General features: G+C 61.5%; 13 protein-coding genes and 5 pseudogenes. 7 read left to right on the forward strand and 11 right to left on the reverse strand.

What is annotated here, in order from left to right; genetic code table 11:
• Positions 1 to 268: 268 nt before the first annotated feature.
• A complete protein-coding gene (locus RALTA_RS26805) occupies positions 269 to 895 on the reverse strand; it encodes a hypothetical protein (protein WP_240619778.1) in 627 nt (208 codons plus the stop codon).
• Positions 896 to 2,263: 1,368 nt separating this feature from the next.
• Between RALTA_RS26805 and RALTA_RS26810 the strand changes: the two genes are divergently transcribed.
• Complete coding sequence (locus RALTA_RS26810; RefSeq protein WP_018003930.1) at positions 2,264 to 2,509, forward strand: hypothetical protein; 246 nt, start codon at positions 2,264 to 2,266, stop codon at positions 2,507 to 2,509.
• An 870-nt stretch (positions 2,510 to 3,379) separates the two neighbouring features.
• Here the strand turns inward: RALTA_RS26810 and RALTA_RS26815 are convergent.
• From RALTA_RS26815 to RALTA_RS26835, 5 genes are all read right to left on the reverse strand, one after another.
• Complete coding sequence (locus RALTA_RS26815; RefSeq protein ID WP_012354428.1) at positions 3,380 to 4,180, reverse strand: YecA/YgfB family protein; 801 nt, start codon at positions 4,178 to 4,180, stop codon at positions 3,380 to 3,382.
• A gap of 474 nt (positions 4,181 to 4,654) precedes the next feature.
• On the reverse strand, positions 4,655 to 5,662 hold the full coding sequence (locus RALTA_RS26820; protein ID WP_115671161.1) for an alpha/beta fold hydrolase: 1,008 nt from the start codon (positions 5,660 to 5,662) through the stop codon (positions 4,655 to 4,657).
• Between the two features lie 51 nt (positions 5,663 to 5,713).
• The gene (locus tag RALTA_RS26825; RefSeq protein WP_012354430.1) at positions 5,714 to 6,283 is read right to left on the reverse strand and encodes a TetR/AcrR family transcriptional regulator; all 570 of its coding nucleotides are present in this window, start codon (positions 6,281 to 6,283) and stop codon (positions 5,714 to 5,716) included.
• 375 nt (positions 6,284 to 6,658) lie between these two features.
• Positions 6,659 to 6,928 (reverse strand): Txe/YoeB family addiction module toxin, encoded by a 270-nt coding sequence (locus RALTA_RS26830; RefSeq protein ID WP_012354431.1) that lies wholly within the window; start codon positions 6,926 to 6,928, stop codon positions 6,659 to 6,661.
• Entirely contained in the window at positions 6,925 to 7,188 is a 264-nt protein-coding gene (locus RALTA_RS26835) for a type II toxin-antitoxin system Phd/YefM family antitoxin (RefSeq protein WP_012354432.1), read from the reverse strand. The genes RALTA_RS26830 and RALTA_RS26835 overlap by 4 nt, the downstream gene beginning before the upstream one ends.
• A 328-nt stretch (positions 7,189 to 7,516) precedes the next feature.
• Between RALTA_RS26835 and RALTA_RS26840 the strand changes: the two genes are divergently transcribed.
• From RALTA_RS26840 to RALTA_RS26860, 5 genes are all read left to right on the forward strand, one after another.
• Positions 7,517 to 9,544 (forward strand): hypothetical protein, encoded by a 2,028-nt coding sequence (locus tag RALTA_RS26840; RefSeq protein ID WP_240987623.1) that lies wholly within the window; start codon positions 7,517 to 7,519, stop codon positions 9,542 to 9,544.
• Between the two features lie 374 nt (positions 9,545 to 9,918).
• On the forward strand, positions 9,919 to 11,349 hold the full coding sequence (locus tag RALTA_RS26845) for a Wadjet anti-phage system protein JetA family protein (RefSeq protein WP_012354435.1): 1,431 nt from the start codon (positions 9,919 to 9,921) through the stop codon (positions 11,347 to 11,349).
• On the forward strand, positions 11,342 to 12,028 hold the full coding sequence (locus RALTA_RS26850; RefSeq protein WP_012354436.1) for a DUF4194 domain-containing protein: 687 nt from the start codon (positions 11,342 to 11,344) through the stop codon (positions 12,026 to 12,028). Before RALTA_RS26845 ends, RALTA_RS26850 begins: the two co-directional genes overlap by 8 nt.
• Positions 12,018 to 15,689 (forward strand): SbcC/MukB-like Walker B domain-containing protein, encoded by a 3,672-nt coding sequence (locus RALTA_RS26855; protein WP_012354437.1) that lies wholly within the window; start codon positions 12,018 to 12,020, stop codon positions 15,687 to 15,689. The genes RALTA_RS26850 and RALTA_RS26855 overlap by 11 nt, the downstream gene beginning before the upstream one ends.
• Entirely contained in the window at positions 15,686 to 16,849 is a 1,164-nt protein-coding gene (locus RALTA_RS26860) for a Wadjet anti-phage system protein JetD domain-containing protein (RefSeq protein WP_012354438.1), read from the forward strand. Before RALTA_RS26855 ends, RALTA_RS26860 begins: the two co-directional genes overlap by 4 nt.
• 619 nt (positions 16,850 to 17,468) lie before the next feature.
• Here the strand turns inward: RALTA_RS26860 and RALTA_RS26865 are convergent.
• The 3 genes and pseudogenes from RALTA_RS26865 to RALTA_RS26875 all read right to left on the reverse strand — a co-directional run.
• Positions 17,469 to 18,224: an SDR family NAD(P)-dependent oxidoreductase gene (locus RALTA_RS26865; RefSeq protein ID WP_012354440.1), complete on the reverse strand. Its 756-nt coding sequence runs from the start codon at positions 18,222 to 18,224 to the stop codon at positions 17,469 to 17,471.
• Positions 18,225 to 19,352: 1,128 nt separating this feature from the next.
• Positions 19,353 to 20,543, reverse strand: a pseudogene (gene tnpC / locus RALTA_RS26870) (IS66 family transposase); the annotation flags it as partial.
• A 54-nt stretch (positions 20,544 to 20,597) separates the two neighbouring features.
• Positions 20,598 to 20,819, reverse strand: a pseudogene (locus RALTA_RS26875) (transposase); the annotation flags it as partial.
• 236 nt (positions 20,820 to 21,055) lie between these two features.
• Between RALTA_RS26875 and RALTA_RS29340 the strand changes: the two are divergent.
• Positions 21,056 to 22,293 (forward strand): annotated as a pseudogene (locus tag RALTA_RS29340) (IS110 family RNA-guided transposase).
• Here the strand turns inward: RALTA_RS29340 and RALTA_RS26885 are convergent.
• Positions 22,289 to 23,382, reverse strand: a pseudogene (locus tag RALTA_RS26885) (IS256 family transposase); the annotation flags it as partial. The pseudogenes RALTA_RS29340 and RALTA_RS26885 sit on opposite strands and share 5 nt — an antisense overlap.
• Positions 23,383 to 23,437: 55 nt before the next feature.
• A pseudogene (locus tag RALTA_RS26890) lies at positions 23,438 to 23,845 on the reverse strand (transposase domain-containing protein); the annotation flags it as partial.
• Positions 23,846 to 23,869: the final 24 nt, after the last annotated feature.

Raw genomic sequence — 23,869 nt, forward strand, 5'->3', positions numbered from 1 at the left:
GTATAACGCGCGAGGCAAGCCCGCCGCCAAGTCCGCTAGCAGCGCCTAGTGCACATGGAGGGGCAGGTCGTTCAAGTCCTGGCCAAGGGTCGCGCGGAGCTGAAAATCGGGGGCTCTGCCGGCCATTGGAATGAGTTCGCCCTTTGTCTCTCCGGGTGATTGCCGTCATTTTTTGCTTGAAATTGGATCTCTCCAACTATCGCGAATTAAATCACGGCATCACGCGAGGCGCTGCGCTCCGCTCGCTAAATGAGCGGGTATGTATCTTTCAGTCTCGTTCCGGCTTTGAGAGGCACGACTCTTCCCTCTGCCCAGCAATTTTCACCTTCATTGCCTCGATTGCCCGAGGACTCGCTCCAATTAATTCCCGTCCATTCATGCTCCATATAGACGTCGCCAACCCGTCATGTATAGCGACCCTCTCCTTGCTAACCTCTAGAGCAAATCCCGTTGTTAGCGTTTTTCCATCTGCTACCAGTTCAATGCATCGCACACGGCCACTCTGTACGGGACATCCTTCAGCCATCGCGGCCCGCTCTTCGGCGACTTGACGCATGGCAGCGAAATCTCCAAGGGCGGCTGGAACAACCAGTCCTAATGCCAACAGAAAGATGGGGCCAAACATCAGCATTGGGAACATCGTGGCACAGACCACGATGAAAGCAATAATCTTGGCGTTGCTCCCAAATACCCGGGTTGCGCCATTCCGAAGCGCTTTGCTCTTGCTGCTCAAATAGTCAAGTGCGAGAACAAGCAGCGCTATGCCAGTCCCAAATGACATTAGGATAACCATGTACGTCCATTCCTTGCCGAAGGCTACCAGACCGTTGGTTAGCACACTAAGCGTAGCGGCAATGCCGAAATAGATGTAGTCGAGTCTATCAACGCGAAACATCTTCCAGTCGATTCCGTATACGCCCAACCGAGTATCGTGATACACGACCCCGATGTAATACGTCACGGTAGACAGAATCAAGATAAGGATGGACAGCCCAGCGGGGGTACGCCAAATAGCGGTTTTCGACGCGGTCGTCGGGGACGCACCGGTCGGCCTCGGTTGCTTCGCCCACGAAGTACTTGGGGCTTCCTATTAGCAGGATTGTGTTTCACGGTAATGCATTGGGAAGTTATTCACAGACAAACTAACGGCAGACTGCAGGGAAACTGAATAAACCGGTGTAGCGCCATCATAAAAACGCGGCTGCCAGATGGAATGGCGGAAAAACCTTGGATGTCCGGCGTCTCGCGAAACCTATGTCACGTGTCATGCTGAACAAGACGCTTCCTCATGTCGCCAAGTCGTTTTGGCTTATCCCCTATACAGCGACATCGGGTGATCCCAGTTGGGGCGCAGGGCTCGGGATGGCCTGGATCCGACCGGCGTCGGTTTGCACAATATTGTTCCTGCTGGTCGCCCGCCAGGTGGCCGTTTCCGAGGCGCCGGGAACAATTTTATGCCAAGGAATTTTGCTGAAGATTGTTCCTCCGGCCGACGTTTTGAGTAATTTTGTTCCTTTGCCAACGGCTCGATCCGTTGCTGGCGGCGCACTACGGCTTGCGGAGCCGGGAACGGTTGCCGTCAGGGGGTGCCGCGCGATCACGGTGCCAAGTCGGGGCCACGCGGACGGGGTGGGAGGGGGCTACCGCCATGCTCTGGCCGCCTCGCAGTCGCGCCCATTAGCCGGGCCCATGGGGCCAGGCACAAAATTCTGCAAAATCCGGGAACAATATTCTGCAAACCGACGCTGGCGGTTCCGCTTGCTTCACAAGCAGAGCCAATTTGACATAACGCCAGATCGGCGTTTTTTTGCTGTGGGCTGGAGTGTTATGTTTGGTTGAGAGGCCAGCCGGCTGCGGTCGCAGCCAGTCGCTCAGTCCGCCGTCGGCGCTCTGTCCCTGGAGGCAGGCGCCAAGTCGAAATGGCCGCGGCATACATGGCATTGCACGCCCAAACCTCTTCCCCGTGCTTATAGAAGACGACCCATTTGCCGTCGCTGACGCAATGCGCGCCGGGGAAGACTTCGGCATGGCCGTTCGGACTGTCCAGCGGAAAGGGCGCGTGCGGCGTGGCCCAGTAATTGCCACGCGGTAGGGGCGCGATCGTCTTTGGCATGCAGGCCCGATGTGGTGTCACGGGCGGCGCGGTCCCGCCTTCGTATGGCGAAATGGGGCCGCTTGTCAATCCTGCAACGGGCGTAGCATCACGCCGCGACATCCTGGTGTAGTCTCGCCACCCAACTACTCCTGCTATCCGGCAATTTCCATGACGCGACATCTTCAATTCTTGGCCCGGGCCTTCTGCGTCGGTGTCATCATTGTGATCGTCGCCATTGTCTCCCGGCAAGTCTATCTGCGCAGCGCCGCAGAGGCTGACGTAGCCGATGCGGATGAGGAACCCGCAACAATGATGTTGATTCGCTGCGAGACGATGCACGATCGTCTGCAGAATGAGCACAGTTTGGCTGTAGAGGCTGACTCGCGGCCGCGTGCTCGTTGTCGAGAGTCCTGAGCTGGCGAACGCTCTCCAATACTGGGACGCTGGTGGGCTCGGATAGTTTCGTGATCGTGAAACTATGAAAGAGGGGAAGGGGTACCGAGTGGTGCAATTGAATTGGATGCGAAGAGATTGGCGTATTTTGAAACGCAAGCCATGGGGACTTTTGATGCTACCGGCCATCTGCAGAATAATGAGCCAATAGGGACTAATGACGCCTCGCGCCCGGCACATCGTCCATTCGGTGCGCACGCGAACTGACGAGCTCCTAGAGTCGACCCCAAAATGGCCAGATAACCGGGGTAGGCCGCCATGCGAGCAAGTGCCGTGCGACGTCATCTGGAGCGCCTCGGCATCGCTTGCCGCGGGGTCACTACCCATCCAGAGCTCGCTGGTGTGGTCGTCAATAATCAAGACCTGCACGTCTGCATATTCCCTGACGGATGGATGCGTCTTGGGGAGTGGGTCGCACCAGGTCGCTTTCGTTTTGCCCCAGCGACTCGGTCGGTAGACGTGCTGGCCTGGCAGATTCGCCAACGGCTCGTCGCCAGGCCATGACTCTGTAGTTCTGCCGCTTCGGTTTTCTGGGCTGAGCGCAGGGCAGCGCCTCGGCCGCCAGATCAATCGTCTCTTGCCGTTTAGGGTTGTTCGATGCCTGCCGTCATCCGCAGGAATGTGAGTGTGCCACCGCGCGTTGCTGGCAGGCGTCGAACAAGCCTAAACGGACACGGCCCCCGCGAGCAAATCGCCGGCTGGCCACCGGTCGCTCGACTTTGGGCGGCGACGACCAGCCAGCCTCACCCGACTCGCCCGAGCAATTCGGGCGGCCCGCCACTCGAAAGACAAGGTACATGCAGCTATAAACTGCGAGAAAGCGCTTTGCCCTTATCTCCCGTGGCACTTCTTGAACTTCTTGCCGCTGCCGCAAGGGCACGGGTCGTTGCGACCGGGCTGGTCGCCCTTCACCACGGCCTCCACGCGCGGGCCCAGGCTCTTCCAGATCTGGCGCAGGTCGTAGACAGCCCAGATCGCCTCGCCGAAGGTTTCCACGCGCGCCAGGCTGGTGCTGGGCGGGCCATCCTCACTGTACATGCAGACCTCGGGTTGGCCGGTGTCGTCCTCGGTCAGAGCGACGATGCCGTCGAGCGCGTCGTCCAGCCACTGAGCAGCCTCCTTGTCGCGCGGGGTGGCCCATTCCTCGGGCCAGTTCTCCACCACGAACATGAACCCCAGCGCCCACACCTGGCCAAACGACGGGATTTCCCGCCCGTCCATCTCGGCACGCTCTTCCTGGGGCAGGCTCAAGATGGCGCCGCGCATGTCCATGGCCTCGGGCTGGAAGGTGCGTTCGTCCTCCAGCGTCTCCACGGGCTGGTCGAGCTGGTGCTCCACCTCGTTCCATCGGCGCTGCCACAGCTCCATGAAGCGGGCCTGCTGGGCCGCATCATGGAACGCGGGTAGCAACGGCAACGGGCTGCCCTCGGCCACGTCGAGCGCCGCGCCGTCGCCCAGCAGCATGGGCAGGTAGTCGGAAGCGGGGATGCAGCGGCGCGTGCAGACCAGGGCCGTGAGAAAGCCGTCGCAGAACTCCCATTGCGGGATTTCCTCAGCGCGCTGGCGCAGGTCGTCCAGCAGATCGTCAAGCTCCTGGAGTTCGTCGGGCGTCAGGGCGGTGGCTTCGGTCATAGGGTGGGTTCTCGCGGTGCGGGGCGGGGATGCGCTGGACGCATCGCTGCGAAGTATAGCGCCGCCCCATTGCAGAAGTGCGGCGTACAACTTGCAAGACCGTGACGTTCGGTACCGCGCGCCAAGCCGGGTGCACCCCCGCGACCGTTCGCCGGAGCGGCGGCCGCTCCCGAGTGGCTCCTTTTGGCCGGGTACGGTCCGACGCCGAGCAAAACTGAGCGGCTTCCTGGGCCGGCCCGCGTAGGGCAGAGGACGACCCTTCAGCGACATCCGCGATCCTGAACTCGTCGCCTCAAAGCAGTCAGTCGGACCCGTGCAGACCCGCCCGAAGGGGGCTCCGCAGGAGGAACACATAGGCAGACGACCGTTTGGTTGATTGAGCGTTAGCATCCAGCCGTCGCACTTTGACGCTGGCGATCAGTCGCTCGGAGGCTTGATCTCGTCGGTAGCCTCACACGTGTCATAGAACATTCCCTAAGACAGATGTTTGTGGAGGAAGGCGGCGACATTCTTTACCGCATAGTCGATCTGCGCCGGTTGATCGTAATAGTCGAAATGGGTGCCGTCCCCCCACGCCAATTCCTTCACTGCCCCCAGGAGCGAGTAGAACTTCTTGGCCTGCTCAGGGAAGGCGCATCCGTCGGAGTGAACCATAATCGTCGGAACTTTGATGGCCGACGCCTTGCTCACCGGATCGAAATCCAACCACGGCCCGTGCGACATCACGGCGAACTCGTTCTTCCACTCTGGAACGCCGCCGCGCGCCTTGTTGAAGTAGTAGTCGTAATTTCCCTTCGGGTTGTAATTCAGGGCGCTCGGATCATCCACGCTGTAGGTCGGCACCGTCACCTGCTCGCCGCTCCGCTCGAATCTCAGCTTCGCCTCCGCTCCCGCCGCGCGACGCCGCGCAATTTCCGCCGCGCCGACAAGACGTTCGTTTAACTCGGGGTCTGGAAGGAATGCAGCGACCGTCGCAAACGCCTTGACGCGCTCATCGGCAGCGACGAGGTAAGCGCCGTTTCCGCCTGATGTGCACACTCCGACCATCCCGATAGCCTTCGTATAAGGCAAGGCAGTTAGATACGAGACGGCGGCTTTCAGATCGCTCAATTTTGCGGCGGGAGACTCCAATTGCCGAGGCTGCCCTTCGCTTTCGCCATAGTGACTGTAGTCGATCACAAGCGCCACGAACCCGTTCTCCGCGAGCGTGCGCCCGTAAGCGCCCGCCATCTGCTCTTTAACCGAACTTAGAGAGCCCGCCACGACGACCGCCGGGTAGCGGCCGCTCTCGTTCAAGTTCTCGGGCTCGAACAGGTTTCCCGCCAGCGTCAAGCCATCTCGCTTGAAACTCACTTTACGCATCATCATGCTTCCTTCCAAGTTGTGTGGATTCCGTCGGGCCGGCGACGTGCAGCCCGCGACGAGTCCGGCGACGCCTAGGGCCGCGACCGCGAGAAAATCGCGTCGGGTTGGTACATTCATCTTCGTTCCTTCTTCAATTGGGTCGAAAAACGGCGGGGCGCTCGTTAGAAATCAGCCCGTCGCGATGGCGCGCCAGAATGCTGAGAAGCCGTCGGCGCAAGCGGTTTTGGCGAGCTTGGGCTCCGCGGCGATCGAATCGATAGTGGCCTCGGCCATCGCAACCATCAGCGCGCCGACGAATGCCGGGGGCTGCTTGCGCAGCGCCCCCAGCGACCTGGCCTTTATCAATAGGCCGCTGACGACTTGGAAGCTTTCCGCGGCCGACGCCCGCGTTGTGGGGGTGATTCGGTCGGAGACTTTGAGCTTCGCCATCGCTTGGCGCTGCGCTGGATGCGCCAGCCCCCAGCTCACGTAGGCGGACCAAAACTGCCCAAGACTTTCGCGCAAATCCTTAGAGCCCGGCGGTTCCGAATAAGCCAGTCGCAGCTGGCTTTTGAGGTCCAGATACAGCTGATTGGCCAGCTCGTCCTTGCTCCCAAAGTAGATGAAGATGGTCCCCTCGGCCACGCCGGCTGCCCTCGCGATGCGAGCTGTGGAGGCGGATAGTCCTTCCTCTGCGATCAGCCGAGTGGCCGCCTCGAGGATCGTTTGGCGCTTGTCTGCACTGAGAGGGCGGGCCATAAAGAGCAATGAGTGAGTGAACGCTCATTCTATCGAACGGAGGACATTCGTCAACCGACGGACCGACCGACAGGGTTGTAGGTCAGTGCCGGGGAGTCGACAGTCGCCAAGGGCAGCTAATGGCCGGCTACTGCCATTGCACTTGACGTCGTCACATGCTTGATGCGGGCGGAGGGAGGCTCGGCCGGCGTTGCGGCGGCAGGGCAATAAGGTCCGATAACGAACTGCTTATCGGGCCGAAGGGTGATACAGGCGAATATCCCGAAAACTGCTGGACTTACTGTTTGGGGCCCGCGGGCACCTTTGTCGCTCGGGTCCTTGCTGACGGTACCCGAGCGTGATCGAACAGCTGTGTTAGGAGCCGGATTTTAGGGCTTACTTGTCGCCATAATGAAGCCGACAAGCGATAATGGTCAGTTCATCGTCGTTGGCGAAATACACCAAGCGGTTGCTGTCGTCGATTCGCCGCGACCAGTAGCCCGACAGGTTGCCTTTCAGCGGCTCGGGCTTGCCGAGCCCGTCGAACGGTTCGCGTTGGGCGTCCTGGATTAGGGCGTTGATGCGCTTGAGCGTTTTCCTGTCTTGGCCCTGCCAATAGACATAGTCTTCCCAGGCATCTGGCATAAAGGTCAACCGGCGCGTCATTCAGCGTCCGGGTCGATCAGGTCGTGCTTCTCGGCCATGCCAGCGCGATGCTGCTGAATAGAACGCAGCAGGCGCGCGGCGTTAGCCGGCGAGCTAAGCAAATGCATCGTTTCCATCCAACTGTCGTACTGGTCTTGCGACATGATGACCACGTTCGGCGCGTCGCGGCGTGTGATGAGCACAGCGTCGTGGTCGTCGATGGCCTGGTCCATGACTGCCTTTAGGTTGCTGCGGGCGTCGGAGAAATGGATGGTACGCATACCGACCTCCTTAGATTACTAGTACTATAACTTGTACAAGTATAGCAAATCTACGTGCTGAAGGGGCTGACGCCTGGCGTGCAAGAGGCACTTGGCCAGAAACGTCATAGCGTCGGAAGGAGCGCAATGCATCGAACTCGCCACATAAGGTGCAATATGGTAGGTGAGCTTTGATAATTATGGTGCACATTTCGCCAAAAGCGCGTCCTGCGAATGGAACGGTCTGCGCAGGCCTTCACCGCTTGCTGCGTGCAATCTTTAAACATAAGGCACGAAGAGCGAAATTTTGCTGATTACCGGGGCGTTATGTTTGGAGGTGAAGAGCAGGGTGTCTGCCGGCGGCACCCGCATCTCAGCCGGTGGTCGGCGTGCAGGCGTTGGATACGGCAGAAAAATCGAAATGCGCAGCGGCATACAGGGCATTGCACGCCCAGACTTCCTCGCCGTTCTTGTAGAAAGTGACCCACTTGCCGTCGCTGATTGGGAGGATGTCAATGTACGGACTATCATCACGTTTGCTGATTTCTGGCCCCTGCTACTAGGCCGGAAGTGTTCTGAAGAATTGCCCAGGTTGCCTATGCCCATAATTTCTCTCACTGAAGCGCTGAACAATCTCACGGTAGACAATCTGAAATCGCTGATGCGCTGGCTTCCGGAAGCCTCACGCATCGGAAAGAAGAGTGGGCTGGTTGAAGAGATCCTGCGCAACCTTGCCGGCGACAGGCTGCAAGCGCTGTGGGAGGGGCTGGACAAGACTCAACGTCTGGCGGTAGCAGAGGCCACCTATGCGGAGGATGGCTGCTTTAATGCCACGCGGTTTCGAGCCAAGTATGGGCGTTTGCCGAATTTTTCGGTCCGGGACGAGCGGCGCCGACACGAGCACCATGGGCCGCCCACGGCGTTGTGCCTGTTTTTGTACTATCAGAATGGATGGCGCTACGTGCCAGCCGATCTGAACGAGCGGCTCATGGCATTCGTGCCGGCGCCAGAGCCTGTCCGGCTGGACACGGTCGATTCGCTTCCCGGCATATACGGTGAAAGCCCATTGTCGGTGCGGCTGTGTGAGCGCGATGCCCTGGCGGATCTACCGCTGCTACTGCGTCTGGTGGATCAGGGAAAGCTTAAGGTCAGCGAGAAGACAGCGCTGCCGGGCACGGCGACGTTGCAATTGTTGTGCGGGCAACTGTCCGGTAGCGACTACTACGCCGAGCCCGTGCCGGGACCCACCGATCAGGAGATAGGGCCGATCAAGGCATTTTCTTGGCCGATGCTGCTTCAGGCAGCGGGGCTTGTGCAGCGTAACGGGAGCAAGCTGGTGCTAAGCAAGGCTGGACTGACAGCCCTGACGACGCCAACGGCTGACGTGCTTGTCAAAATCTGGCGGAAATGGCTGAAAGCGACGTCGCTGGATGAATTTAGCCGAATAGATGTCATCAAGGGGCAAAAAGCCAAGGGCGGTGCGATGGCTGCAGTGGCGCCGCGCCGCGCGGCGATCGCAGAGATGCTGCAGCGTTGTCCGGCCGGGAAGTGGATCAGCATCGACGCGTTTTCCCGTTTCATGGTGGCAACTGGGCATACTTTCGACGTGGCCCGCGACCCTTGGAGTCTTTACATTTGTGAGCCGGATTACGGCAGCCTGGGGCACAGCGGCTACCATGACTGGGACATTCTTCAGTTGCGGTATATGCTCTGCTTCCTGTTCGAGTATGTGGCGCCACTTGGCATCATTGATATCGCATACACCGAACCGGCGGGGGCTCGGCCTAATTTTCACGATATGTGGGGAACGGACGAACTCCAATTCCTCAGTCGCTACGATGGCCTGGCCTATTTTCGCGTGACCTCGTTGGGCGCCTATTGCCTTGGCGCCAGCGGCCACTACACGCCGGCGCCGGTCCAGTCTAGCGTAAGGCTATCCGTCATGCCCGGCATGCAGGTCAAGGTCATCGCGGGCCGTCTGTCGGCAGAAGAGTCTCTGGTTCTGGACATGTGGGCAACCGAAGAGGCGGACAGACTCTGGCGGCTCGACCTTCAGAAGGCCATCGTAGCGGTCGAGAGGGGGCATGACATCGCCGAACTTCGCGAATTCCTGCAGGCCCGGGACGACCAGCCGGTACCAGACACGGTGGAATCCTTCATCAAGCGGGCTGGCAAGCAGGGCAAGGCGCTGAAAGTTGCGGGGACCACGCTGCTGATTGATTGCAATGACGCGCAAATGGCAGCCATGCTGGCCACTCGCAAGGAGACCGCCCATCTGTGTCTGCGCGCCGGTGATAAGCATGTGGTAGTGCGGCTCGAGGACGAAGATAAGTTCCGGACACATATTCGCGCGTTGGGCTATGGGATGACGGCCTGAGGTTTGCGCCGGTCGGTGGTGCCATGCCAGGGGCGAGCGCTATGCGACGCGAAGATAGATGGGTGACGGCCCGGCCGCAGACGCAGGCCGTGGTGCTGGCGGGTGGCTCGATGCCGAGCGGGTCCCGGTGAGGTTCCGTCCCCCATCGTATTTGGGCCAAGTCCAACTGCGGTACCCATTCCGGCTCGTAAGGCACCTACCGGGTCGCCAGGGCGCAGCCCAGCACTGGGTGCGCCGGCGCCAGGCGTAATGGAATCCCTGAAACAGGTCGCGCGGCGGCGCAGTGCAGGGCGGGGTGGTATCGTACGATTTTGTTCGCTGTGTCGATGGTACGCAGGTGCAATGCGAGAGTGTTAAGGGGGACATCAGCCGCGATGGTGGATTCGGGGTATCCGCAGTTCTTTCGTCCGTTGACGCTGAAGAGGCGAAAGCTGATCGCTGCCTGCATCCGCGCATTCTATGCGCGGCTTTATGGCTCCCATGCCGACTACCGCTCCATCCTTGGGCGCGAGGACTTGCGTGACCTCTTTGTCCAGACGATGCAGTCCGCCACGCTGCCGGCCGATCCTGCCGGTGAAGATGGCGACGACGGATTCGCCGCCGGTGACCTGGCCGACGACCAGAAGCTGGCAAGCGCCATCGTGCGCCTCCTTGTTGCGGACGGCTGGCTGGAAACCGCCGAGGATCGCGTCCGACTGGTTACCGCCTATCGCTTCACCCGCGCCGGCAAGATCTTCGCTCAGGCGCTGACGCTGGCCGACCGCCCACGCGAACGGACCCGTCAGCGCAACATGCGCTCCTGCAAGAATGCACTGAGTGCCTTCATCGAGCGCCGCGATGTGGAGGACCTGCTCGACGCCTACGAGTATGCCGATCGGGTCATTGCCGACCTCTCCGAAGATATCGAGCTCTTTTACGACCTGGCTCGCAAGATATTGCTCGATGCGCATGTGCAGGGCAATTGGGATGGGTTTATCGAGTTCGTAGAGCGACGTTTTCGTGATGAGTTCTCGCCCCGCCTAGTCTATGACAATGCCGAGCGCCACCGGCTGGACATCGGGGCGCTAATCGAACGTCTTAACGATTTGAGCGCGGCCGAGATGCAGGCCATTGACGATGACTTGGCCAACCACGCGGCATGGGCCGCGCAGGCCGCGCCGGACGGGGCGATCTTGAGATGGATGCTTGATCGGATCGACGAGATGGTGACCGCGGCCTGCCGGACGAAACAGCCGGAATTGTTCCGGGCCATGGAAAGCTATGTCCGCCGCCATGTGGTCTTGTTGTCGCAGAGTCTGTTCATGGGGGCATCAGGCAGCGGGGCGGCATTGTCCACCCTGATCCGCCGCCTGGGGGAGATGCCGGAGCGGGATCAGGGCGCGTGGCTGGAGCGGCAGGGAGCGGCGCTCGCACCGGTAAGCGTGGCGCTGTATGATCCGGCCGCGGTGCAGCCGAGAAAGACCGCCGAGCGTAACCGGGCACAGGCCGTGAGCATCGTTCCGGAAATCACACGAGAAGAGCGTTTGCGTCAGTTCGTGCGGCAAGCGCAGGAGCGGGCCTTCTCCTTGTCGCATCACGATGTCGTGGATTACTTGCTCGGTTCCATGCGTGGTACGGGCGCGCTGCGCCTATCCGAGTTGCCGGTCGACGATGCTATCCAGGCGTTATCGTTGTTGCGGGCAGTCGAGGCAGCACGGGACCATGAGGGACTGGACGTGGAGCGGCTAGATGCCGAGCCGCTGGACAATGCCATCATGTCGGGCACTGACTATGCAATCAGGAGGCGCCACATCGGCCATGGATGAAATTACGATTGGGCAACTGGTGGAAGCGGAACTGAAGGCGGGGGGCGTCCGGCCGGAGGCGTTCGGGCAGATCCTTGGCCGCCTGTTCGGGCTGTCCATCTTGCACCGGGAGGACAGCGCCATCGAGCGTCAGCTCTACGACGACGCCGTGCGTATCGAAGGCCTGCTCAATGCGTACTTCGATGTGGGCGGGTTCCGGCTGCTGCACGAGCGACATCAGAGTTATTTTCGGCTTTACCCGCCGGGGGCGCGCGTGCCGGGACTGCCCGCCGAGGACGATGCTATCGCGGTGGACGCCGTGCGGGCGAAGCTCTCCGCCGATTTCGTGGCATGCTGCCTGGTGCTGCGCTTGCTGTACAACGAAAGCCTGCGCCAAGGCTCGATCAACGAGCGCAACGAAGCGCTTGTCACCGTGGAATACCTGAATGCCACGCTGACTGCGCAGGCGCGCCGCTCACTGCCGGCCAAGACTGCGCGGGAGAAGCTCTTCGCCGACCTGAAGCGTGCCCGTCTGATCGATTACCGGGCGGATTCCGAGGTGGAAGATGCTGACGCTCTGGTCGCCATTCGTGGGACGATCCTGCAGTTCGTGGCGGATTCCGCCATTGATGCCCTGCTGACCGAAACACGGACGCCCGTGTCGGCCGTCACGTCGCCGGAGCCCGACGATGAGGCTTGAGAAGCTCATCCTGGTCAACTGGGGCTTCGTGGTGTCCCGGGAATACCCCTTTGGCCACACCACCTTGCTGTCGGGTTCGACCGGCGTTGGGAAGTCCTCTTTCCAGGACGCGATCCAGCTGGTCATGACCGGCGGCAAGCAGCACATCAACGTGTTCAACTCGGCGCAGGACGAGAGCGGCGCCTCGCGCGCGGGCGGCAAGGTGAGGCGGACGCTGGCGTCTTACGCGGTAGGCATGCGCGACAACCTCTGCGTCCGGCCGTATGGATCGCACACCTATGTCGTCGCCGTCTTCGCGCCCGATGAGTGGGAGTCCGCCGAACCATTCACCGCCGTGGTGGCCGTCGAAGCTGCCGTGTCTGGTACGCGCGAGCAAGGTCGCAGCGTCGACGTGGCGCGCAAGCTCTACTTTGTGCTACCAGGCAGCCGCGTAATGGAGGCGGATTTCATCGAGTCGCGCAAGGGCAATTCCATTACCGCGGTGAAGGTCGAGGATATCTACCATCGGCTGCGCCAGCGCTATCCGCGCGTCCTGCCGTTCGAGAACAGCATCGAAGATTATCTGTGCAAGCTCTATGCTGAGTTTCGCGGTGGTGGCAAGACGCTGGTCGGGCCGCGCGAGGCCGAAGCGGCGGCGCGGGCTTTCGTCCAGTCCATTGCTCGCAAGACCGTCGGCTCGGTGGACGAGTTGATCCGGGAGCAGGTGCTGGCCGAGCCTGATTTTTCCGATCAGATCGGGCATATCGCTTCGCTCATGCAAAACGTGCAACGTCTGCGCAAGATCGCCACCGAATTACTGGCGTGCCGGGAGCGGCTGGGCGTGCTGAAGGCACACGCGGATGCGTTCCTTGCCGCGTTCGAAGAGGCCATGGAGGCCGAACTGGGCGAAGTACTGCGCCGACAGCGGGATGTCGAGGAGGAGATCCAAAGGCTGGAGGCCTGCCGGCGTCTTGCCTTAGCCGATGTCGAGAAGCAGCAGGCGCTTGCCGACCGGCATGCACAGGCGCTGAAGCGCGCCACGGAATTGCATGGCACTGCCAAGGGTCGGCTCAACGGCAATCCGGTGGCGCAGGATCGTGAGCGGCTCAGCCGCGAGATAGCCGTGGCCACCGATGGGCGATCCCGTATCGCGCTGGACGTTCTGGCCGCCCTAGCGGGCTTGCGCGGCGTGCTCGACGAACTGGCTGCCCTGGCCAAACTGCCTGCAGGACCGGCCTCCGCCTACGCATCCCATGTGGAGCGGCTGGTTGTCGATGCCACGGCGATCGATGGCGCGGACGGCCAAGCCGCCGCGCGTGAGTTGGCGGCGATGCTGACAGGCGCGCAGATCGAACCCGCGAGCCTGCGGCGCGACCGGTTCGCCAAGCTGGATGCCGCCCTGGCTCCCATTGCGCAGCGACTGCACGGCGCCGACGGCCTGTATGGGGCAGTGGTACAGGAGCAGGCGCGGGAGTCGGATCGCGCTGCCGCCCTGCAAGGAGAAATCGACGACCTGAAGCGGCGCCGGCAAGGGCTGGAAGATGGCCACTTTGACTTGCCGGCGCATGTGGAGGTCGCAGTCCGATATCTCGAGGCCCAGATGCCGGGCGCCCGTCCCAGGGTACTTTGCAACCTTGTCCAGCCGCGGGAGGGCTCACGCTGGCAGAACGCTATCGAAGGGCTTTTGGGCGGCAACCGCTTCGTGATCCTGGTGGACGCGCAATACGAGGCGAGCGCCATCCGGGCGCTGCGACACGAGCTGGTGGCGACTAGACAAGGACGAGAGGCTTCCGTGGTGCAGGGCGAACTGGCCAAGCGGCGGGCGGAAAACCAGGCGCTGTCGCCCGACGCCGTGCTGCAGGAATTGGTGATCGCCGATGAGACCGCGCGCGCCTATCTGGTTGCAAGTTACGGCCGTTATGTCAAGGTAGCGGATGCGCAGGCGCTGCGCGGCGCGCCACAGGCACTGACCGTGGACGGCATGGCCAGTGGGGGGTTCAAGATGTTTTCGTCATGGGTGGACGACGGCGAACTGGCCTTCGGTGCCGAGGCCCGGCGCAAGCGCGTGGTGAGGCTCGTCCGGCAGATCGACGAAAAGTCGCAGGAAAGGGACGCACATCGCGCAGGCGCTGCGGAGTTGGCCGCGTGGGGTGCGCGTCTGCTCGCCCTGCAGCTTGTGCCTGTCGCGCCAATGCTGGACAAGCTGGGTGAGACGCAGCGCGAACTGAATAGTCTCGCGGCGCAGCTCGCCAGCCTAGATGACGCCGATCTCATCGTGCTGGAGCGGCGCGTGGCGCGTGCGGAGCAGCTATTGGAGGGCCACCACCGCCTATCCAATACCGCATCACGCTTAGCAGGCGAAGCGGAGGGGAGGGCGCGTGGCTTCGAAGCGAACATCGGTGACGCTGAAGCTAAGCTTGTTGAGTGCAAAGATGCCGTGCGCCAGATAAACGCCCGCGTGGCTGAACTGATCCGGCTCAATCCGCATTTCGATCCAGTCCGGCTGGAGCAGCGCGCTCGGGAAGCGGCCAAGGAGCAGACCGCCGCGTCCTTTGATGGGCGGCGGCGCCAGCAAGCCGGGATCTACCGCCAGGAGCGCGAGGCATTCGAGCGGAAACTGGAGGCCCATAATCTCTTGTCATCCTCGTTCGATGAGCGGGTCGACTTTCAGCCTTGCCAGTCAACCCAGGGGGAGTACGAGTGGCAAGCCTATGGCGGCGTACCTGCCGCCCGGCGACAGATCTCGGCCATGTTAGAACGGCTCGACCAAGTGCGCATTCTCAACAACACCAGCGAGCTGCGGGACGCCGAGAAGAGCTTCAACAACACCTTCAGCACGCATTTCGCGCTGGCCGTACGCACCGCGGTGGAGCAGGGCATCGATCCGCTCAAGCGGCTCAATGAGAAGCTCAAGCGACTGGCATTCGGCGAAGACCGTTTTGAGATCGAATACGGGCAGATGGTCAAGGAGTACAAAAAGTACTTCGACCTGTTCCAAGAACTGAACCGGCTGGCCGAGACACAAACGCCGGTGGATTTGTTCTCGGCCGCCGAAGGCGTCCTTTCTGCCGAAAGCGTCGTGGCGCTGGACGACATCAAGCTGCTATTGCTCGACACCAACCGCGACCACGCATTGCGGCGACTGAAGGACATAGCGGACTACCGCAACTATCGCCAATATGACATCCGCAAATATTCGGAGGACGGGCGCGAGGCGTCCTTGGCAAGAATGGCGACGTTCTCGGGAGGCGAGCTGATGACGCCAGCCTATCTGGTGCGGGCCGCGGTGCTGGCCCAGGCATTTCGGCAGTTCGAGAAGACGCCGAGCCTGAAGCTCATGATGATCGACGAGGCCTTCGACAAGATGGACGAAGGCCGCACCGCTGCTGTGATGCGCTATCTCAATGAGAACCTTGGCTTGCAACTGGTGGTTGCCATGCCGTCCCGCGCGTCCGGTCCCCTGCTCGAGTTGTTCAGCTTCGAGCATCGTTTTTCTCTGATGAAGGTTGAGGGCCTGGCAGGCGAACTCGATAAGATTACCGAGGTGGACAGCTCCCTCTTGAAGGCCGACCGACTACATGCCCTATGGACTGAACGTCGGGAGGCGGTGCGCCGTGAAGCGGCATGGCAGTTCGACTTGCAAGAGGCGCGCAAGCAGTTGATCTCGGACATGGGGGCATGAGCGCCGACGACATTCCGGGGCGCCGGCCGGACGCGCTCACCGCGTTGCTGAATGCACTGGTGGACCGTATCGAGGCAAAGCCGTTTGCCGAGAGACGCCGCGATATCGGCTTCCCGTTGAGTGCCGGGACGTGGCCGGAGTTTTTCTCGATCGACCTTCACGGCGAACGCATGTTCGTATGGCGCGCCCTGGAAGCGCTGCAGGCGCAACCCGGATTTGCACTGATGCTAGACCAGCGTCGTGGCCAGCGGGATCTTGATATCTGGGAGCGCTCACCGAAGCTCGTCATCGCAGCTCAAGCGGAAGCGTTTCTTCGCGACGAGACGGGGCGCCAGCCCAATGCCGTGGTCGCCTGGATGGCTCAGTGGCGGAAGGCTGTGCCAGCGCGCGTCAACAACGCGGCGCTGTGCGAGCGGCTGCTGTCCCGCCCGATCCTCATCCTTCCGCGTTCACCGGAGCAGGTGCTAGAGCGTTTCGCGGGCATCCCGGCGCTTGCGAGCGAGAGCCTCATGCTCCATGAGGTAGCAAGCCGGCAGTTCTGGGGCCTGTCTAAAGTTCTCAACGGCCAGCAGGAGGCCATTGCCCTGTTGCTTGACACGGAAGTTTGCCCCTTTCCAGACAAGCCGGTGCAACTGCTGGTAGCTGCGCGTACAGCCGATCCTGCCGCCCCGGTCCTGTTTGTGGAGAATGCCGCAACGTTCGAGTCGATGGCGGCGGGGAGGCTGAGCGCCGCCGAGGGTTTTGTCCTGATATTCGCATCCGGATACAAGGCGAGCGCGAGGAGGCTGCGCCAGCCGGGTGGCAGCTCAGTCTACTTTGCCCCGAGCGTGTTTGAGCGGAATGCGGCATTGGGGCGTAGCTTTCTTGCATGGCTGCATGGCACCGACGACACGCGCCCAGTTCATTTCTGGGGCGACCTGGATTTTGCCGGGATGGATATTCTTAAGGAGTTGCGCGTGGTATTTCCAGACGCGCAAGCGTGGAAAGCTGGCTACGAGGCGCTGCTTGCACGCCTGCTCGCGGAGGAGTCCCACGCGGCGGATGAAGCAAGGAAGTCGGGCCAGACCGATCCGGGCTTTACCGGCTGCCCTTATGCGGATGAAGTGCTGCTGCCAGCACTACGCAGGCACGGCCGATTTGTCGACCAGGAAAGTCTGTAGCGTCTCGACGCGCCAGACAACTACGCGAAAACCTGCCGATGAATGCATGCCTTTGGGACAAAGCTTGGTATTGACCGCCGCATTTTCCATGCTCCGGCACGCTAGTAGAAGCACAATGAATTTGTGCCGGTTCGCGTGGTGACACGTTGCAATCCCGTGGCCGAGCAGGCAGGTTGCCTGCCGTATGCTTTTTTCGCATTTAGTTCTCGACTCTCTCTTTTGCGTTACCTGATAACGTACGCGCGCAGCGCCAGAGTTTAGACATTATGCCGGGTATGTCTCGCGGCACTGGCGGTGGTATCGCCGATCTGCTCGCCGGCGAGAAGTCTTCGTCATCGGCGGGGCAGGGCGGTGCGGCACGTCACGGATCTCCGCATACTGTTCATCATCTCTTCGAGACCCTCAACAGGCTTTCAGATCCGAGAGACGGTATCGACCGATTCCGAGTGCAACCGCCGCTCGACCGTCGGTGCCCGCTCGGCAAGCCGAGCCGGGGGCTTTATCGTGGGCCCCTAAAGCGGGATGGTATCGTTGCCGTGGCGGACGCGATCCAGACGGAACAGATTCCGTAGCAGAACATCTTAGGCCTCCTTGGGGAGTACTTGACGACCGCTTCGCCTTACCAGACCGTGAAGCCACCATCGACAGCGATGGCCTGGCCAGTGACAAAGCTTGCGCCGGGCGAGCAGAGCCACATCACGGCGCTGGCAATGTCGGCCGGCTCGCCCAGCCTTTGCATGGGCGTTGCGAGCGTCAGTTGGGCCATGTCTTGCTGGTTCTCTGGGCGGTCGGTGATAGCCGTGTGCGCAATGCCGCCGGGGCAAATGGCGTTGACGCGGATGCCGCGGCTGGCGTAGTCCACCGCAACTGACCGGGTCAGTCCGAGCACCCCGGCCTTTGAGGCGGAGTAAGCCGACAGTCCGGGTCCGCTGACGAGCCCCATGATGGAGGACGTATTGACGATGACCCCTGCGCCGTACTCCAGCATCTGTGCACACTGGTATTTCATGCACAGCCAGACGCCCTTCAGGTTGACGGCAATGGTCTTGTCCCACTCGTCCTCGGAGAAATCGCAGATCGGCGCGCCGCGCGGAGCGATGCCGGCGTTGTTGAAAGCAAAGTCAAGACGGCCCAGGGATCGGATGGTCTGATCTATCGCCCCGGCGACGTCCGCACCTTGCGCAACGTCTGCGCGGACAAAGATGGCCTTGGCCCCGGCTTTTTCGATGTCATGCGCGGTTTCCTCAGCGGCAACCGTGGCGGTATCTAGCAGTGCGACGTCAGCGCCGGACCTGGCGAAGCTCAGCGCAGTCTGGCGACCGATGCCAGTAGCCGCGCCGGTGACAAACGCAACCTTACCTTCGAATGACTGCATCTGGTGGCATCCTCGCATGGTTTCAATTTGCATGGCGCACCAGAAGGCTGTGATAGCTGGCCAGTGGCGCGCAGACGAGGATACGGGGGCGCGAGCCGCTAGCCAACGTCAATTCGGACTAGTCGCAAGCGACATGAGTGTGGAAATCTTGGGGAAGGGGCTGCACGAGGTAAGCCCGCGGCGCCGTGCGGGGCCGGGGAGAACCACTGAAACGGGCCAGTTTCTCTCCAAGCTTCGGCGGAGTAGTTCTGCTGATGTTTGCTCCGGAAACCGGATGGACTGTCGTCGCGCCTCCTCGCCGACGGCACCGGCAGGCGAGGACAAATAACTGCGCATGGTCGCATACAAGGGTTACGTCGCTGCGTCCCAGTTTCACCAGTCCGAGACGGGTTAGCCATCTCAGTATCCTGTCCGTTGCTCCGGTCAGTATGACTTGCAGATCGCGCCACAGTCGAAGGTTTGTTCGGAAATCCATGTACTCCCGTGATCTTCGCAGCATTACCCGCGAGCATGCGCGCGGGCCAGAGGCACCCACCCACGATGACGTGTTAGCCATGGTTGGGGTGCTGGCGCCTTTCTGCCTATGGCTTCAGCACAGACGGCCGCGCCTCTTTCACCTGCACGAAACGGAGCGCTGTCCGCGGCCATCGACAGGCCTGCGCCGCACATTCTTCGGACGCTGCCCGTGACCTCGCGCGAATAGCGGAAAAGGGCAGTGACGGATTCCGTGAGTGCTTCCCTCGCCAGGCGGGCGAATTTAGCAACTAAAGGAAATGTCCCCATCATCTTTTAGCAGGGCCGGACCCGATCGTTCAGCGTGTAGCCTATAAAAGGTGAGAGCCTTGATGAAAGCTTAAAGGCAGCTATAGCCGTCCGCGGCACGGATCAGGCCACTCAGCGCAACCGAGGGCGACGTCATGAGCAGATTGTTCGCAGCAGCGGAGTGCCTGCGCAGGGTTATCGGCGGAGCAGCCTTGACATCTGCTGTTCCCTCCCTGATCGCTGCTGCCCTGGTCCTGGTCGTACTGCAGGGGTGCTCGACTACCCCGGCACGCTTGCCGGCAGTCCCCGCTGACGTAACGTAAGCGGTCGACTAACAACGCCTCTTGCGGCCGGATACGAGGTCGGCTAAACAGCGGATGTCTTGAGATTCCAAGGCAGCAAGGCCTCGTAGTCGTCAGCGGTCTTCGCGAGCGGCAGCGCCTTGAACAAGGCGACGAGATAGCGGTACGTATCGACGCCATTGGCCTTGCAGGTCTCAATGATCGAGTACAGATTCGCGCTTGCGTTCGCGCCAGCCACGGTGTCACAGAAGAGCCAGTTCCGGCGCCCTACGGTGAACGGCCTGATCGAATTCTCAATCACATTGTTCGATATCGGCCAGGCGCCGTTCTCGACGTAACGGACGAGCTTGGGCCACTGGTTATGGAAGTAGTGTAGTGCCTCGCCGAACTTGCTTCGCGGCAACACGGTGTGCAGGTGCTGCAACAGCATGGCTTCGATTTCGTCTAGCACAGGCCGACTCTGCTCGGCACGGATCTGCTGGCGCTGCTCTGGTTTCATCTCGCGAGTCCGAGCCTCGACAGCAAAGAGCTTGGCGATGAGCGCGATGAACTGCGTGATTGGATGTTCGCCACCGCGCTGCTCCTTGGGCAGAGCCTCCTCGGCCTCAATCATGTAACGACGGGCATGAGCCCAGCATCCAAGATGGATCAGTCGATTCGCGTGCGCGACCTTGTCGTACGAGTCGTACCCGTCGGTCATCAACACCGTTCCTGGCTTGATGCCGGCATAGAGCTCCGCAGCATGTTTCGTTGACCGCGTTGGGCTGTAAGCAAACAGCCGTACCGGCGGGCCCGATCCATTCATCTGCGCCCAGAGGTAACTTTTGGTCTGGGCAAGCTTGCCGGGCTCCTTGAGCACCTGGACGGTAGTTTCGTCGCCGTACACAAGGTCATCGTCCAGCAGATGGTCGCGCATCAGGTTGATGATGGGCTGCACGGCCTCGCCGACACGTACTACGCTGGCGGCCAATGTACTGCGCGAGAGGTCGCCGCCGAAGCGGTGCAGCAAGGCGGCCTGGCGGTACAGTGGCAGCGCGTCTTGGTACTTGGAGGTGATGCACCAGGCTAGCGCGGATTCAGTCAGCAAGCCCTTGGGGATGATGCGTGCGGGGGCGGGCGTCACCTTGATACTGCCGTCGCAGCACGGGCACGCGTACTTGACACGCTGGTGCTGGATCACTCGGACCTGCTGGGGGATGATGTCGAGTTGCTCGCTGATCTCCACGCCAATCTCAACGGGCCTGTCAGTTTTTTTGTGTGCAGGGCAGGTAAAGGCTCACCGTCGATGGAACGGTGAGCCAGCAATATCTTAACGATAAGGGTGGGTGAAGCGTTCCTCGTAGAGGATCGCAAACTGGTTCATGGCAGCCTTCCAGTCATGGGTTGAACTGCCCCACTTCACCGTGATGTTTCGCAGCGCCAGCCACAGCAGCTTGGTCGCCGCCTCGTCGCTGGGGAAGTGACCGCGCGTCTTGATGATCTTGCGCAGCTGCGCGTTGATGCTCTCGATCGCGTTGGTAACCGGCATGATAGGAACCGGTGCCCTTCCTCTCCTCACCGTGTAACTTGGTGTATGGTTCGACCATCCGGGACAGGGGCACCGGGGAGCACTTCGGGTGGGCAGGCCGTTCATATACGTTGAGCTGCGAGCTCGTGTTAGTAGTTGGCCGCCCCTGCGACCCGCCCGGTTGCGCTGCGAGCGCGAATCCGTAGTTGTCGTGCTGTCCCACCGGCTCCCATTTGCGATGTTTCCCATGGGAGACGCCAATGCGAGTGATAGGACTGGATGTATCGCGATCGGTGGCCGAGATCGCCTATTTGGAGAATGGCCGGCTACGCGCCGGCGGGCGCGTCGGACTGCGACGCGACGAGCTGGAACACTTTGCTGCCAAGCTAAAGCCCGACGACCACGTGGTACTCGAGGCGACCGGCAACACGATCGCCATCGCGAACGTGCTGACAGGTCATGTCGGCAAAGTGATTGTCGCCAACCCGTTGCAAGTCCGCCTGATCGCAGAAGCGCGCGTCAAGACGGATAAGATCGATGCCGCGATCCTTGCGCAACTCTATGCGAGTGGCTTCCTGCCCGAGGTGTGGATTCCAGACGAGGCCACGCAAGCGATGCGACGGCAGGTGTCGCGCCGCGCCCAGATCGTGCGGCAGCGGACGCGGCTCAAGAATGAGATTCACGCTGTCCTTGCCGCACATCTCATCGCACGGTGTCCTGCGACAGACCTGTTTGGCAAGAAAGGGCGGGCCTGGCTGAGCCTTCAGCCGCTACCCATGGACGAGCGCATCGGGATTGACCAGCGGTTGCATGAGCTCGACAGGCTGGCAGAGAATCTGCAGCAGGTTGAGCGCGTCCTGGCCCAATCCGCTATTCAGGACGACAGGCTGCGCAAGCTGCTGACCATCACCGGCATCAACACCACCGTTGCGATCGGGTTGATCTCGGCCATTGGCGATATCGCTCGCTTTCGTTCGCCGCAGAAACTGGTCAGCTACTTTGGCCTCAATCCTTCGGTCTACCAATCCGGCTTGCAGCCAGCAAAGCACGGACACATCAGCAAGCGCGGACGTTCCTATGCGCGTGCCATGCTGGTCGACGCTGCCTGGGCCGCAGCCCAAACGGCCGGCCCCGTCCGAGCCTTCTTCCTTCGTATCCGGGATCGTCGCGGTCAGCAGATCGCGGCTGTTGCCACGGCACGCAAGGTGGCGATCATCGTCTGGCACGTCCTCACGCGTAACGAAGCCTTCGCGGGGACCGCCCGGCGCTGACTGCGCGCAAGACCCGTGAGCTGGAACTGCAGGCAGGCATGCCTGCGCGTCGCGGTAGCCGCAAGGGGTCTGCCGCCGCCTACAATCTGAAGTCCGTCCGGGATCTGGAGCGTGCGGCAGGCGAACAAGCTGAGCACGCTTACCAACGGCTGTTCTCGCGCTGGAAGCAAGCGCGACCGCAGGCAAGTGCGGTACGCGCTCCGTGGCCACCAATACGGACGCCATAAACGAGCGAAAGCACCCCCCGGCCTTGTCAACTTCATCCGTCGTGTAAATGATCTTGCGGATCGCCGGTGGGAACGTAAAGAACGGGATCACCTGATCCCAGGCGCGACGCCAGGATGCGCCGATCGGTGCATACCGCCGACCCCATTCCCCGTTCTCGAAGGCCGCCAACTCGGCCAGCGCGGCCTCGACGGTGGGGGCCGTGTACACGGGCTTGAGCGCCGCCGCCACGGCGCGGCGCTCCTTCCAGTTGGCGTACTCCAGGCTGTTGCGGATCAGATGCACGATGCAGGTCTGCAGGGTGGTGTTCGGGAACACCGCGGCCAGGGCCTGTTCCATGCCCTTAAGGCCATCGGTCACCGCGATCAGGATGTCTTGGGTACCCCGGGTCTTCAGGTCGTTGAACACCTTCATCCAGAACTTGGCGCCTTCGGTAGTCTCGATCCACAGGCCCAGGATGTCGCGCGTGCCGTCGGGCAGCACGCCCAAGGCCAGGTAGACGGCCTTGTTGCGCACCACGCCGTCCTCGCGCATCTTGACGCGCAGCGCGTCGAAGAACACCACCGGGTACATCACCTCCAGCGGACGGGCCTGCCAGGCGGTCACCTCGTCCATGACCGCATCGGTCACCGAACTGATGAATTCGGGCGAGACCTCGGTGCCGTACTGTTCGGCCAGAAACGCCTGGATCTCGCGCAAGGTCATGCCGCGCGCATACATGGCGATGATCTTGTCGTCGAACCCGGTGAAGCGCCGCTCGTGCTTGGAATCAGGATCGGATCAAAGCTGCCGTCGCGATCGCGAGGGATGTCTAACCGCAGCGGCCCGTCGTCGGTCAGAACCGTCTTGGCGCTCTTGCCATTGCGCTGGTTGGCCGTGCCGGCCGGGCGCTCGGCGCCAGCCGGGTAGCCCAGATGATGGCCGAGCTCGGCCCCCAGGGCGCGCTCGATCAGGGCCTTCTTGAACGCCATCGAGGCGTCCTGCACCGCCTCGGCGGTCATCGGGCCTTTTACGAAATGAGCGATCAGGTCCTCGGGAATGCTCGGCAGCTCACGGTCGGCGGCCTGGCTGGTCTTGGTTTTGCGTGGCATACATGCTCCTTGGCGACATGTTATGCCCTAAACACAAAATTTCTGACAGGTCCATCTCAACCAGAGCTTGTCCATCATGCTGGCACACCCGCTCTGACTCCGGCAGTTCGTGGCGCATTGGCACGCGGGGAAGCGCCGGGTCCAACGGCTTGCGGCCGCGCTTCTTGCGCTTGTGACCGGCCACCTCAATCTCTGGCGTACCTTCTTCTTCCTGTGCCGGAAGTGTCGCCGCCGTTGGTGCCAGCGTCTCGGCTTCATTGAGGAACAGGTCCTTCTGCTGCGATCCCCGAACCTCGCTCGTGGCGCCGAACAGCTTGCGCTGGAAGGCCTTGAGCCTCTCGAGCAGCAGGTCACGCTCGACCGTCACCACGCGCAGTTTGCCTTTGAGCGCATCGCGCTCCTTGGCGGCATTGCGCAAGAGCTGGAGTTCCGCGGCGGTAATCGTGACAGGCGTTGACGACATGGCGGATTTGACCGTCGATGTCAT

Origin of the sequence: Cupriavidus taiwanensis LMG 19424 (assembly GCF_000069785.1) — a bacterium.
Taxonomy (GTDB): domain Bacteria; phylum Pseudomonadota; class Gammaproteobacteria; order Burkholderiales; family Burkholderiaceae; genus Cupriavidus; species Cupriavidus taiwanensis.